The organism is Brucella sp. RRSP16, assembly GCF_052246815.1.
Classification (GTDB): domain Bacteria; phylum Pseudomonadota; class Alphaproteobacteria; order Rhizobiales; family Rhizobiaceae; genus Brucella; species Brucella intermedia.
In genome coordinates, this window is record NZ_JBQQAM010000002.1 from 345,892 (window position 1) to 358,197 (window position 12,306).

Below are 12,306 nucleotides of genomic sequence, written 5' to 3' on the forward strand. Positions count from 1 at the left end.
TCTCTTCTTTTTTGAAACTATGCGGGAGGAGGACGTTTTCATGATTATCGATACCCATCTGCATCTGATCGACAAAAGCGCGCTGAACTATCCATGGCTCGACGGCGTTCCGGCCCTCAATCGCGACTTCCTGTTCGAGACCTATCGGAAGCAGGCAGAGCGCTGCGGCATCGAGGCGGCGCTGCATATGGAAGTGGATGTGGCAGCCGCTGCCATTCAGGCTGAAACGGACCATATTCAGGAGATTTCCAGACGATCGGGTGATTTCATCAAGGGCGCAATCGCCTCCTGCCGCCCGGAGGAACCGGGCTTTGCGGAATATCTGGAACGCCAGCGCAGCAATCCCTTTGTCAAAGGCTTTCGCCGCGTGTTGCATGTCGTGCCGGACGATGTTTCCGAGGGCGCGCTTTTCCGCGAGAATATCAAGCGACTCGAAGGCACCGGCCTGACCTTCGATCTCTGCACCCTTCCCCACCAGATCGACAAGGTGCTGGCACTGGCCGACCTCGCGCCCGGCGTGCAATTCGTGCTCGATCACTGCGGCGTGCCGGATATCAGGTCGGGCGGGCTGGAAAGCTGGCAGAAGGGCATCAGCGAGGTTTCGCAGCGCGACAATGTGACGGCGAAGATTTCCGGCGTGATGGCCTATGCGGACGCGGAAAACTGGACCGTCGATACGGTGCGGCCGTATGTGGAGCATGTCATCCAGTCATTCGGCTGGGACCGTGTGGTGTGGGGCAGCGACTGGCCCGTCTGCACATTGGCAACCAATGCCGATGCAGGGCTTTCCACATGGGTGGCGACAACCCATGCGCTTCTTGAAGGATGCAGCAACGACGAAAAAACGCGCCTGTTGTCCGCGAATGCAATCCGTCTCTGGAAGCTCTAGGGTCCAGACTCGATTGATCCGGAGCCGGTGCGAAGCATCGTGTCAAAGAGAGGCGGATACCGGAGCGTTTTCCCTCAGCCCTTCGAGACGCCGTTTTCAACGGCTCCTCAGGATGAGGGAAGGAGCTGTCGCATCAAGCCCTCAAGGCAAAAACGCCGCCCGGTGGGGCGGCGTCTTTCGATCAGATTGCGAGTTCGACCTCGTTGCTGGCCAGTTCCAGCAAGGTCCACACATGATCGGCGAATGAGTTCCACACTTCGATGCGGTAATGATCCGCATTCCATTTCAGCAGGATGATCTGGGCCCGGTCGAAGATGGTGCGCGCAGCGCCCGGTGTCTGCATTTCAGCCAGATTGAGCGGAGACGCGGCATTGAGCAGCCATTCAGCCTGCGGGCCGGTAATGTCGATGCCGGTTTCGCGATGGCTCACTTCCGTCAGGCTGTGCGGCTCTGTTTCATAAAGCCCGGCGAAAGCCTGCGTGATGGCGGCACCCCTGGCTTCATCAGCCCAGATATACCATTCATCCGGTCCGATGCAGGCAACGGCAATATCATCCGTGCGGACAAGATCGCCGATCTTCGCCGGGATTTTTGCGCCCAGCGCCTTTTCAGCCAGGGCCAGCTTTGCCGGACCGATGCGCAGGACGAAGCGGGCGGCATCGTCCGCCGCGTGGATTTCCAGACGACCGGGAATGACGACCTTGCGGTTCGAATAAGGTTTGGTTTCAACGAGCATGGTTCAATCCTTATCCGTTCAGTTTCTTTCCTTCGGGGTCATAGAAGACCATGCCCGATACAGTGGCCTCATGCACGCTGCCATCCGGCATCGGCATATAAAGCGTTTCACCCATGCGAGCCTTGCCGCCCGACACCAACGCCATGGCGATGGACCGCCCGAGCGTCTCGCTCCAATAGGACGAGGTGACATGGCCAAGCATGGTCATCGGCAACGGCTGTTTTGGGTCGGCGACAATCTGCGCGCCTTCTTCCAGCACCAGCTTCGGATCATTGGTGAGCAGCCCCACGAGATGCTTGCGATCCGATTTCAGCATGTCCGGACGGGTGAGCGAACGCTTGCCGACGAAATCCGGCTTCTGCTTGCCGACGGCCCAGCCAAGGCTTGCATCGTCCGGCGTCACGGTGCCATCCGTGTCCTGACCGACAATGATATAGCCCTTTTCGGCGCGCAGGACGTGCATGGTTTCGGTGCCGTAAGGCGTGATGTCATATTGCTGGCCGGCCTCATAAAGCGCCTTCCACAGTGACAGGCCATAGCGCGCAGGCACGTTGATTTCATAGCCCAGTTCGCCGGTGAAGCTCATGCGGAACAGACGCGCAGGCACGCCGAGGAATTTGCATTCCGCAACCGACATATGCGGAAAGGCTTCGTCGGAAATATCCAGCCCTTCAACCATCGGCTCGATGAGCTTGCGCGCATTGGGGCCATTGATCGCGACCACGGCCCATTGCTCGGTGGTCGAGGTCAATGAGACTTTCAGCTCCGGCCATTCGGTCTGGAGATAGTCTTCCATCATGTTGAGAACACGCGCGGCACCGCCGGTCGTGGTGGTCACATGGAAGCGATCCTGCGTCAGGCGACCGACGACACCGTCATCGCGGATGAAGCCGTCTTCGCCGAGCAGCAGGCCATAGCGGCAGCGCCCGACGCCAAGCTTCGTCCATGGATTGGTGTACATGCGGTTCATGAATTCGGCTGCATCCGGGCCGACAACTTCGATCTTGCCGAGCGTGGAGGCATCGAACATGCCGAGCGACTGGCGGGTCGCCTTGCATTCACGCGCCACGGCCTGATGCATGTCTTCGCCGGTTTTCGGGAAGTACCATGCGCGCCGCCACAGCGACACCGGCTCGAAAGCCGCGCCATGCTGTTCGGCCCAGCTATCGATTGGCGTCTTGCGCGTCACGTCGAACAGCGGCCCACGGTTGTAGCCGCAGAAGGCGCCGAAGGTCGTCGGCGTATAGGGCGGGCGGAAGGTGGTGAGACCCACCTGCGGCGTCGGGCGCTTGAGCGCATCGGCTGCAACGGCCAGACCGTTGATGTTGGACGTCTTGCCCTGATCGGTCGCCATGCCGTTGGTGGTATAGCGCTTGACGTGCTCGATGGAGTGGAAGCCCTCGCGCACGGCCAGACGAATATCCTTGGCGGTCACATCGTTCTGGAAATCGATGAAAGCCTTGGCCTTGCCCGGATCGCGATCGGTCGGCAGTTCGCGACAGCTTACGCCGTCGCAGATGAAATCACCGGCCACAGCATAGTCTGATGGCTTGGCCTTGTGCCCGGCATCACTGGCTGCCGCGGCACCCGCTTCCGCACCCTCACGCAATGCGGCAGCCAAATCGAAATTGCCATTGCCCGCACCGGCACAGCGGCTTTCCTCGGTCGGCTTGCCCGGCAGATAGATCTGCCGTGCGTCGTCCCAGACCAGCGAGCCTTTCGTGTGCGAGAACAGGTGCACGCTCGGATTCCAGCCGCCGGACATCAGCAGCACGTCGCAGGCAATCGTGCGGGCAGCGCCGACAGAGCCATTGGAAACCGGATTGACCCGCACGGACGACACGCGGTGGCGTCCGCCCGTATCCGTCACCGTCCAGCCGGTCAGCGTCTCGATGCCGAGCATCTTCGCGCGGTTGACGAGGCTGTCGGCAACGCTTGAACGCACATCGATGATGGCCGGAACCTTGACGCCTGCGACCGCGAGATCGAAGGCCGCAAGCCATGCGCTGTCATGCGAGGTGACGACGACGGCCTGATTGCCGACCTTGACGCCATAGCGGTTGAGATAGGTGCGTGCGGCGGATGCCAGCATCACGCCCGGACGGTCGTTGCCAGCAAAGACCAGCGGCTTTTCGATGGAACCCTGCGCCAGCACGACCTGCTTTGCGCGCACCCGCCACATGCGTTCACGCGGCGCATTGGAGGCGGGTCTGGCCTGATGATCGGTCAGGCGCTCGCAAAGGCCGACCATGTTCTGGTGGTAATAGCCGATGGCCGTGGTGCGCGGCAGAAGCGTGACATTCGGATTGGCCTTGAGCGCGGCAATGGTTTCGCTGAGCCAGTCCCAGCTTGCACGGCCATTGATGACCGGCTCCGGCTCGGACAGAAGCGAGCCGCCAAATTCCGCCTGCTCGTCGCAGATGATTACCTTCGCACCGCTTTTCGCGGCCTCCAGCGCGGCGGCAAGACCGGCAGGCCCGCCACCGGCGATCAGCACATCGCAGAAGGCATAGCGGCTGGCATAGGTGTCGGGATCGGGCTCGGAAGGCGATTTGCCAAGACCGGCCGCGCCACGGATGAATGGCTCATAGACCTTGTTCCAGAAGCTCTTCGGCCACATGAAGGTCTTGTAGTAAAAGCCTGCCGAGAAGAACATGTAGAAGGCGTCGTTGATCGCGCCGACATCGTGCTTCAGCGACGGCCAGTGGTTCTGGGTTTCGGCCTTGAGGCCGTCATAGAGTTCCAGCACCGTTGCGCGGGTGTTCGGCTCGAAACGGCCCGGTCCGCGTGAAACGCCCATCAGCGCATTCGGCTCTTCGGAACCGGCGGAAAGAATGCCGCGCGGGCGGTGATATTTGAACGAACGACCGGCCAGATGCTCGCCATGGCTAAGCATGGCGGAAGCCAGCGTATCGCCCTCGAAGCCGGAATAGGACTTGCCGTTGAAGGTGAACCGCACGGACTTGGCCTTGTTGACGCGGCCTTTGTTATGAATGCGCATATCGGTCATTATTTCGTCTCCGCAGCCGGAGTTTCTGCCAAAGCAGGACGGGGTTCACCGGCCTTGTAGGTCATCGCGAACTTGTCGCTCACCGTGTCGCGCACCGCATTGAAGAAGCGGCCGCAGCCATTGATATGCCGCCAGCGTTCAAAATGGGTGCCGCGCGGATTGGAGCGCGTGAACAGGAAATCGCGCCATTCGTCGTCGGAAAGCGTCGATGGGTCGGCAGGGCGCGCAATATGCGCTTCGCCTGCATAGGCAAATTCCAGTTCCGGACGTTCCATCTCGCAATAAGGGCAACGGATTAAAAGCATATCATACCTCCCTTAGTGCGCGACGGCGGCGGCAGCCGCTTCGTCGATCAGGCGACCGGTGGTGAAGCGTTCAAGCGTGAAGGGTGCGTTGATCCAGTGCGGCTCATCGCGGGCAATCGTATGCGCGAAGACATGCGCCGAACCCGGCGTCGCCTTGAAGCCGCCCGTGCCCCAGCCGCAATTGACATAAAGCCCCGGCACCGGCGTCTTGCCGATGATCGGGGAGCGATCCGGCGTGACGTCGACGATACCGCCCCATTTGCGCAGCATCCGCATGCGGGTGAAGATCGGGAAGACTTCGCAGATGGCCGCAAGCGTATGCTCGATCAGCGGCAGGCCGCCGCGCTGGCTGTAGGACACATACTGGTCGGTGCCGGAACCGATCACCAGTTCGCCCTTGTCTGACTGGCTGATATAGGCGTGGACCGTGTTGGACATGACCACGCAGGGGAAGATCGGCTTGACCGGCTCGGACACCAGCGCCTGCAGCGGGAAGCTTTCAAGCGGCATGCGAACGCCTGCCGTGTCCATGACAATCGACGTGCTGCCCGCAGCAGAAACCGCCACCTTCTTCGCCTTGATGAAACCGCGTGGCGTATCGACGCCGGTGACGCGGCCCGAAGCATCGCGGCGGATAGCCGTGACCGGGCAATTCTGGATGATATCGACGCCGCGCTCGGTCGCGCCGCGCGCATAGCCCCAGGCGACCGCATCATGGCGGGCCACGCCGCCGCGCCGCTGCAAGGTGGCGCCCACAACCGGATAACGCGCAGTGGGGGAAATATCGAGCGGCGGGCAATATTCCTTCGCCTGCTCCTTGGTCAGCCATTCATTGTCGATGCCGTTGAGGCGGTTGGCATGGATATGACGCTTGAAGCTCTGCACGTCATGCACCGTATGCGCCAGCATCATGACGCCGCGCTGCGAGAACATGACGTTGTAGTTGAGGTCCTGGCTCAGCCCCTCCCACAGCTTCATCGCATGTTCGTAGAGATGCGCGCTCTCGTCATAGAGATAGTTGGAGCGGATGATGGTGGTGTTGCGGCCCGTATTGCCGCCGCCGAGCCAGCCCTTTTCGATGACGGCGACATTGGTGATGCCGTGCTCCTTGGCCAGATAATAGGCGGCACCCAGGCCATGCCCGCCCGCGCCGACGATGATTACGTCATATTCGGCCTTGGGTTCGGCATTGGGCCATTGCGGCTTCCAGTTCTTGTTGCCGGACAGCGCATTTTTAATAATCGAAGCTGCAGAAAAACGGGACATAGACAACCACCAGTTTCGCGACCGCAAGCGCCCTTCCGGCACATGCGAAGCCTTTGATGATATTTCTATTGTTTCCGTTTCAAACCCGACAGCAGGCTTGCGTCAAAAGACGCCACAAATACGACATGGCCACCATTTCGCGACATCCCGTCCGACGCCGGCGAGCCTGCCTGCGCCTGCAGCGGAACGGTAAAGCAGTTTCAAAAATGGCCCCTGTAAAATAGGACAACATTATTGTCCTTTTTCCTTTTCTTTTGTTGCGCAAAGGTCTACGCATTCTTTCGTAAAATCGCGTCCAAAATAAAAGAAACGCAAGAAAGGTGATTCCGTGACTAAGGAGAATCTACTCGAAAGCGCACTCGTTCGTCTGGACGAGGCGGCAAGCCACATCAACATCGATGCGGATGTCATCGAGAAGCTGAAATATGCACGTGAGACCATGAAAGTGCGACTGATGATTCGCATGGACGATGGCTCGCGCAAATCCTTTCTTGCGTGGCGCTGCCGCTACGACGACACGCGCGGACCGACCAAGGGCGGCATTCGCTACCATCCGGAATCGACCGCCGAAGAAGTCGAGACGCTGGCCTTCTGGATGACGTTCAAATGCGCGGTCATGAACCTTCCCTATGGCGGCGGCAAGGGTGCCATCCAGGTCGATCCGCGCCAGCTTTCTAAGGCTGAGCTTGAGCGCCTTTCGCGCGCCTATATCCAGGCTTTCTCCGGCATCATCGGCCCGGACCGCGATATTCCCGCACCCGACGTCTACACCAATTCCATGATCATGGGCTGGATGGCCGACGAATATTCCCAGATCGTCGGACAGTCCTCGCCTGCCGTCATCACCGGCAAGCCGCTGGCGCTCGGCGGTTCGCTCGGCCGCAACGATGCGACGGCGCGCGGCGGCTTCTATCTCGTGCGCCATCTGGCGCAGGATCTGGGCCTTGCTTCGCAGCTTCGCGTCACGGTTCAGGGTTTCGGCAATGCCGGACAGTTCATCGCCAAGCTGATGGCCGGCGACGGGCACAAGATCGTCGCCGTTTCGGATTCGTCCGGCGCCGTCTACTGCGCCGGCGGCCTTGATCTCGACCTGCTGATGCAGGCCAAGGAACAGGGCAAGTCGGTCGTTTCCACCGCCGGCAAGAATGGCCACGAAGCCATCTCCGCCGATGAGCTGCTTGCAGCCGAATGTGATGTTCTGGTGCCGAGCGCCATGGAAAACATGATCCATGCGGACAATGCGGCATCCATCAAGGCCAGGCTGATCGTCGAGCTCGCCAATGGCCCGGTGACGCCGGAAGCCGACAGGATACTGGGAGAAAACGGCGTCGTCGTTCTGCCGGATATTCTCGCCAATGCCGGTGGCGTGACGGTTTCCTATTTCGAATGGGTGCAGAACCGCCAGGGCTATTACTGGACGCTCGAAGAAATCCATGAGCGCCTGAAAACCATCATGGAACGCGAAGGCCGCGCCATCTGGAACCATGCCAAGCAGCATAATGTGACGGTCCGCTCGGCAGCCTATGTCCACGCGCTGCAGCGCCTTGCACAGGCCATCGAAGCACACGGCACGCAAAGCGATTTCATCGGCTGATCGAGCCCCCTGACATCACCCCTCCTGCCAGCCCGCTGTCAGGAGGGGTGTCGAACGACGGTTTCCTTTTCCCGCTCGCGCTATAGTTTACCTTCACGAGGAAAAACCAGCGCGATGGGATGAAAAGCATGTCGTACGGAAATCTATTCAAGGGAAGTGCCGTCGCACTTGCCCTCCTTGCGGGCGCAATCCAGTTTTCCAGCGTCGCGCATGCACAAGTGGTCGTCTCTTCCAAGATCGACACGGAAGGCGGCGTTCTCGGCAACATCATTCTGGCCGTTCTCAACGCAAACGGCATCCAGACCACGGATCGCATCCAGCTTGGCGCCACGCCCGTGGTGCGCAAGGCGATCACCGCAGGCGAAATCGACATTTATCCCGAATATACCGGCAATGCGGCCTTCTTCTTCAACAAGGCGGACGACCCGCTGTGGAAAGATGCCGCCAAGGCGTTCGAGACTGCGAAAAAGCTCGACTACGATGCCAACAAGATCGTCTGGCTCGCCCCCTCGCCGGCAAACAACACCTGGGGCATTGCGGTGCGCAAGGACGTCGCCGACGAAAACAAGCTTACGAATTTGAGCGAATTCGGAAAATACATTTCAGGCGGCGGAAAGGTCATTCTGGCCGCATCGTCGGAATTCGTGAATTCGGCGGCCGCCCTGCCAGCCTTCCAGACCGCCTACAGCTTCACCCTGAAACCCGACCAGCTGATCACGCTTTCAGGCGGCGACACGGCCGCGACCATCGCCGCCGCCGCCAACCAGACCAACGGCGCCAATGCGGCCATGGTCTACGGCACCGATGGCGGCATCGCGCCTTCCGGGCTTGTCGTGCTCGAGGACGACAAGCATGTGCAGCCGGTCTATCAGCCCGCCCCGATCATCCGGGAAGAGGTTTTGAAGAAAAACCCGAAAATCGAGGAGCTGCTGAAGCCGGTTTTCGCAAAGCTCGATCTCACGACCCTTCAGGAACTCAACGGCCGTGTGCAGCTCGGAGGTGAACCGGCAAAGGCGGTCGCTGAGGAGTTTCTCAAGACCAACGGTTTTCTGTAATAGGCGCGGGTATTTGCCGGGCATGAGTGCAGCAAATGAGACGATCCGGGCAAATGGCACGAAGGGCTTGCTTGCCCATATCGACAAGCTCGGACTGGTCATTGCGGCAATCGGCTTGTCGGGTTTGCTCCTGCCTTTTGCGAACTTTCGGGCAAACCGCATCGTTCACGGTGAGCCGCGCCATGTTTTCGACGCCCTGCCGACCGAACTGGCGCTGGCGCTTGCCGCTATCGTGGCGGGAGGGCTGCTGATCGGGCTTGTTCGCAGCAACAATTGGCTGCGGCTCGTGGCGGCTCTGTTCTGTCTTGCGACTGTGCTGGCGGCGATCGGGCTCGCCGCGACATATCTCTCGCCCGAAGGAAACAATTACGCACGCGTTTCTCCGGCTTCCGGCTTCTGGCTATTGTTTTTTGCCAGCGCCCTTTATGTCGCCGATGGGCTGGTGCGGCTGCGGGCCGGTCCGTTCCTGCGTGTGGGACTGCTGGTCGTTGCAGGTCTGCTTCTGGCGCTTCTGCTTTCGTCGGGCCTGTGGGACAGCATCTCCTTCATGAAGGAATATCAAGGCCGGGCGGACAGCTTCTGGAATGAAGCACAACGGCACATAGCGCTGGCACTGGGCTCGCTCCTCGCGGCCACGGTGGTGGGCATTCCGCTCGGACTTGTCTGCCATCGCGTGCCCAAACTGCGCGCTTTCGTTCTGAACAGCCTCAATATCGTGCAGACCATTCCGTCGATGGCGCTGTTCGGCATCCTGATTGCGCCGCTGAGCTGGGTCGCCACCCAGTTTCCATGGGTCGGCGCCCTCGGCATTCGTGGCATCGGCGCGGCACCGGCATTCGTCGCGCTTTTTCTCTATTCGCTGCTGCCAATCGTGGCCAACACCGTGGCAGGGCTGGCGCAGGTGCCGGAGCCGGTGACGGATGCCGCGCGCGGCATGGGCATGACCCGCCTGCAACGCCTCTTCAAGACCGAGTTTCCGCTGGCATTTCCCGTTATCCTCACCGGCATACGCATCGTCATGGTGCAGAATATCGGCCTGACGACCATCGCGGCGCTGATCGGCGGCGGCGGCTTCGGAACTTTCGTCTTTCAGGGGATCGGCCAGACGGCGATGGACCTCGTCCTGTTGGGCGCCCTGCCGACCGTTCTTCTCGCCTTTGCAGCCGCCGTCATCCTCGATGCCGCGATAGAAATCACGGAGAAAGGCAGCTCCCTATGATCGAGTTCGACCATATCACGAAGCGCTATAACGGGCGCGCAGCGGTCGACGCCGTGTGCTTCACCATCGAGCCGCACAGCATCGCCGCCATTGTCGGGACGTCGGGATCGGGCAAAACCACCCTGCTGCGGATGGTCAATCGTCTGGTCGAGCCGACCGATGGAGAAATCCGCATCGATGGGCGCAGCATCATGGATGAACCCGGCCATGTCCTGCGGCGGCGGATCGGCTATGTCATCCAGCAGAACGGGCTTTTTCCGCACCGCACCGTGGCGGAGAATATTGCAACAGTTCCGCTGCTGCTCGGATGGGATAAACCGCGCATCGACAGACGCGTCGATGAATTGCTGGACCTCTTCCAGCTCGAGGCTGCCGACTATCGCGACCGCTATCCGCACGAACTTTCCGGAGGGCAGCAGCAGCGCGTCGGCGTGGCGCGAGCGCTTGCCGCCGGGCCGAACATTCTTCTCATGGACGAGCCCTTCGGGGCACTCGATCCGGTTATCCGGGCCAAGGCGCAGGAAGACCTGAAGGCGATCCAGAAGCGGCTCGGCACGACCATAATCCTTGTCACGCACGACATGGAGGAAGCGATCTCGCTGGGCGACCGGATCGCCGTCATGGATGATGGAAAACTGCTGCAATATGGTCCACCGGCGGAAATCCTTGCTCGTCCGGCAACCGATTTCGTCGAGCGTCTTGTCGGTACGGGCGAACGGCCCTTCCGTCTCCTTTCGCTGATGGACCTGAAAACCGTGCTCCAGCCGGGTGATGCGAGCGGTGAAACCCTGCCGGTAACGGCATCGCAACGCGATGCGCTTGCCGCACTCCTGTGGTCCGGGCGCAAGGCGCTTCCCGTTCTCGACGCGGAAGGACGCCCTCTCGGCCGGGTCACGCTCGACAGGCTTCTGCATCAGGCAGAGCGTCCGGCATGAGATTGCTCGTGTCCATTGTCCCGCGCCTCATGCTTCTGGGCATCCTGCTCCTGTTCCTGGCGCGGCCCCGGCTGTTCGAGCCGCTGTTTCGCCCGCTCGTCGATGAAGGCGTGCCAGCCATCTATGATCACGCCAGCTTCGTGACATTGACCTTGCAGCATCTGGGCCTCGTGGCGCTCGCAACACTGGCCGCGACACTCGTGGCCGTCTCGTTGGCGATCTTCGTGACCAGAAAGCACGGCGCGGAGTTTCTGCCGCTTTCACGCAGCCTCGTGAACATAGGGCAGACTTTTCCTCCGGTCGCGGTGCTGGCGCTGGCCGTTCCCATCTTCGGTTTCGGGGACAAGCCGACCCTGATCGCCCTCTTCCTCTATGGCCTGCTTCCGATCTTTGAAAACACGCTGACAGGGCTGACCACCTTGCCATCGCCGGTTGTCGAAGCCGCGCGCGGCATGGGGATGACCAGCGCCCAAAGGCTAGTGAAAATCGAGGTTCCGCTGGCCATGCCGGTCATTCTGGCGGGCATCAGGCTTTCCGCCGTGATCAGCCTTGCGACTGCCACCATCGGGTCCACGGTCGCTGCCAGAACCCTTGGCGAAGTCATCATTGCCGGGCTGATTTCCAACAATCTCGCCTTCGTTTTGCAGGGCGGGCTCGTCGTGGCCGCACTTGCCATACTCATCTTCGATGGGTTTCAGGCAATTGAGCATTATCTCCTGAAACGTACCGGACGAACCGGAACCGCTCTTTGAAAGATGCCTCTGCATTCCTATATCCTTGGCTGGAACCAGCCAGCGAGGAACGGGATGAACATCGGGCAGGCAGCTGCAGCATCTGGCATATCGGCGAAGATGATCCGCCATTATGAAACAATCGGGCTCATCGAAGCCGCCGAGAGGACCGGTTCGGGTTACCGCGTCTATACGCAGAAAGATGTCGAAACCCTGCGCTTCATCCGCCGCAGCCGCGATCTCGGTTTTCAGGTTGAGCAGATCAAGGAACTGCTGGCGCTCTGGCGTGACCGCAACCGCGCATCGGCTGACGTGAAGAAGGTGGCGCTTGGGCATGTCGAGGAGCTGGAAGCCAAGATGCGCCAGTTGCAGGAAATGGCCGATACGCTGCGCTACCTCGCCAAGAACTGCCACGGCGACAACCGTCCCGATTGCCCGATCATCCACCAGCTTGCCGAAAACAGTGCCGAGGGCCGCAAACGTCCGGCTCCGCGCAAAGGCGAATTGCTGCACGGCAAGATCTGAGACCGTCAAATGAAAACGCCGGAATTGCTCCCGGCGTTTTT

General features: G+C 60.6%; 11 protein-coding genes. 7 read left to right on the forward strand and 4 right to left on the reverse strand.

Going from position 1 to position 12,306, the window contains the following annotated elements:
• The first annotated feature begins 40 nt into the window (after positions 1-40).
• Positions 41-889 (forward strand): amidohydrolase family protein, encoded by an 849-nt coding sequence (locus ACS5UA_RS04850; protein WP_443101206.1) that lies wholly within the window; start codon positions 41-43, stop codon positions 887-889.
• A gap of 181 nt (positions 890-1,070) precedes the next feature.
• On the opposite strand, the gene ACS5UA_RS04855 is transcribed toward ACS5UA_RS04850, so the two are convergent.
• Genes ACS5UA_RS04855 through ACS5UA_RS04870 form a run of 4 tightly spaced genes read right to left on the reverse strand, consistent with a single transcriptional unit; the run spans position 1,071 to position 6,206 of the window.
• On the reverse strand, positions 1,071-1,625 hold the full coding sequence (locus ACS5UA_RS04855; RefSeq protein WP_021586320.1) for a sarcosine oxidase subunit gamma: 555 nt from the start codon (positions 1,623-1,625) through the stop codon (positions 1,071-1,073).
• Positions 1,626-1,635: 10 nt separating this feature from the next.
• Positions 1,636-4,635: a sarcosine oxidase subunit alpha gene (locus ACS5UA_RS04860; RefSeq protein WP_021586321.1), complete on the reverse strand. Its 3,000-nt coding sequence runs from the start codon at positions 4,633-4,635 to the stop codon at positions 1,636-1,638.
• Entirely contained in the window at positions 4,635-4,940 is a 306-nt protein-coding gene (locus ACS5UA_RS04865) for a sarcosine oxidase subunit delta (RefSeq protein ID WP_025089722.1), read from the reverse strand. The genes ACS5UA_RS04860 and ACS5UA_RS04865 overlap by 1 nt, the downstream gene beginning before the upstream one ends.
• Before the next feature lie 12 nt (positions 4,941-4,952).
• Entirely contained in the window at positions 4,953-6,206 is a 1,254-nt protein-coding gene (locus ACS5UA_RS04870; RefSeq protein ID WP_021586323.1) for a sarcosine oxidase subunit beta family protein, read from the reverse strand.
• 328 nt (positions 6,207-6,534) lie between these two features.
• On the opposite strand from ACS5UA_RS04870, the gene ACS5UA_RS04875 reads away from it, so the two are divergent.
• The 6 genes from ACS5UA_RS04875 (at position 6,535) to cueR (ending at position 12,265) form a co-directional block, all read left to right on the forward strand.
• The gene (locus ACS5UA_RS04875) at positions 6,535-7,800 is read left to right on the forward strand and encodes a Glu/Leu/Phe/Val family dehydrogenase (RefSeq protein ID WP_021586324.1); all 1,266 of its coding nucleotides are present in this window, start codon (positions 6,535-6,537) and stop codon (positions 7,798-7,800) included.
• Between the two features lie 128 nt (positions 7,801-7,928).
• Positions 7,929-8,855, forward strand: a complete 927-nt coding sequence (gene osmF, locus ACS5UA_RS04880; protein WP_443101207.1) for a glycine betaine ABC transporter substrate-binding protein OsmF — start codon at positions 7,929-7,931, stop codon at positions 8,853-8,855.
• Positions 8,856-8,877: 22 nt separating this feature from the next.
• A complete protein-coding gene (locus tag ACS5UA_RS04885) occupies positions 8,878-10,074 on the forward strand; it encodes an ABC transporter permease (protein ID WP_443101208.1) in 1,197 nt (398 codons plus the stop codon).
• Positions 10,071-11,009 (forward strand): ABC transporter ATP-binding protein, encoded by a 939-nt coding sequence (locus tag ACS5UA_RS04890; RefSeq protein ID WP_021586326.1) that lies wholly within the window; start codon positions 10,071-10,073, stop codon positions 11,007-11,009. The genes ACS5UA_RS04885 and ACS5UA_RS04890 overlap by 4 nt, the downstream gene beginning before the upstream one ends.
• A complete protein-coding gene (locus tag ACS5UA_RS04895; RefSeq protein ID WP_443101209.1) occupies positions 11,006-11,761 on the forward strand; it encodes an ABC transporter permease in 756 nt (251 codons plus the stop codon). The genes ACS5UA_RS04890 and ACS5UA_RS04895 overlap by 4 nt, the downstream gene beginning before the upstream one ends.
• Positions 11,762-11,815: 54 nt before the next feature.
• On the forward strand, positions 11,816-12,265 hold the full coding sequence (gene cueR, locus ACS5UA_RS04900; protein ID WP_006470808.1) for a Cu(I)-responsive transcriptional regulator: 450 nt from the start codon (positions 11,816-11,818) through the stop codon (positions 12,263-12,265).
• Positions 12,266-12,306 lie beyond the last annotated feature (41 nt).

Excerpts from the sequence above, each read along its gene's own strand:
- osmF (WP_443101207.1), top strand. The coding sequence starts at position 7,929 with ATGTCGTACGGAAATCTATTCAAGGGAAGTGCCGTCGCACTTGCCCTC.
- ACS5UA_RS04850 (WP_443101206.1), top strand. The coding sequence starts at position 41 with ATGATTATCGATACCCATCTGCATCTGATCGACAAAAGCGCGCTGAAC.
- ACS5UA_RS04895 (WP_443101209.1), top strand. The coding sequence starts at position 11,006 with ATGAGATTGCTCGTGTCCATTGTCCCGCGCCTCATGCTTCTGGGCATC.
- ACS5UA_RS04855 (WP_021586320.1), bottom strand. The coding sequence starts at position 1,625 with ATGCTCGTTGAAACCAAACCTTATTCGAACCGCAAGGTCGTCATTCCC.
- cueR (WP_006470808.1), top strand. The coding sequence starts at position 11,816 with ATGAACATCGGGCAGGCAGCTGCAGCATCTGGCATATCGGCGAAGATG.
- ACS5UA_RS04865 (WP_025089722.1), bottom strand. The coding sequence starts at position 4,940 with ATGCTTTTAATCCGTTGCCCTTATTGCGAGATGGAACGTCCGGAACTG.
- ACS5UA_RS04870 (WP_021586323.1), bottom strand. The coding sequence starts at position 6,206 with ATGTCCCGTTTTTCTGCAGCTTCGATTATTAAAAATGCGCTGTCCGGC.
- ACS5UA_RS04890 (WP_021586326.1), top strand. The coding sequence starts at position 10,071 with ATGATCGAGTTCGACCATATCACGAAGCGCTATAACGGGCGCGCAGCG.
- ACS5UA_RS04860 (WP_021586321.1), bottom strand. The coding sequence starts at position 4,635 with ATGACCGATATGCGCATTCATAACAAAGGCCGCGTCAACAAGGCCAAG.
- ACS5UA_RS04885 (WP_443101208.1), top strand. The coding sequence starts at position 8,878 with ATGAGTGCAGCAAATGAGACGATCCGGGCAAATGGCACGAAGGGCTTG.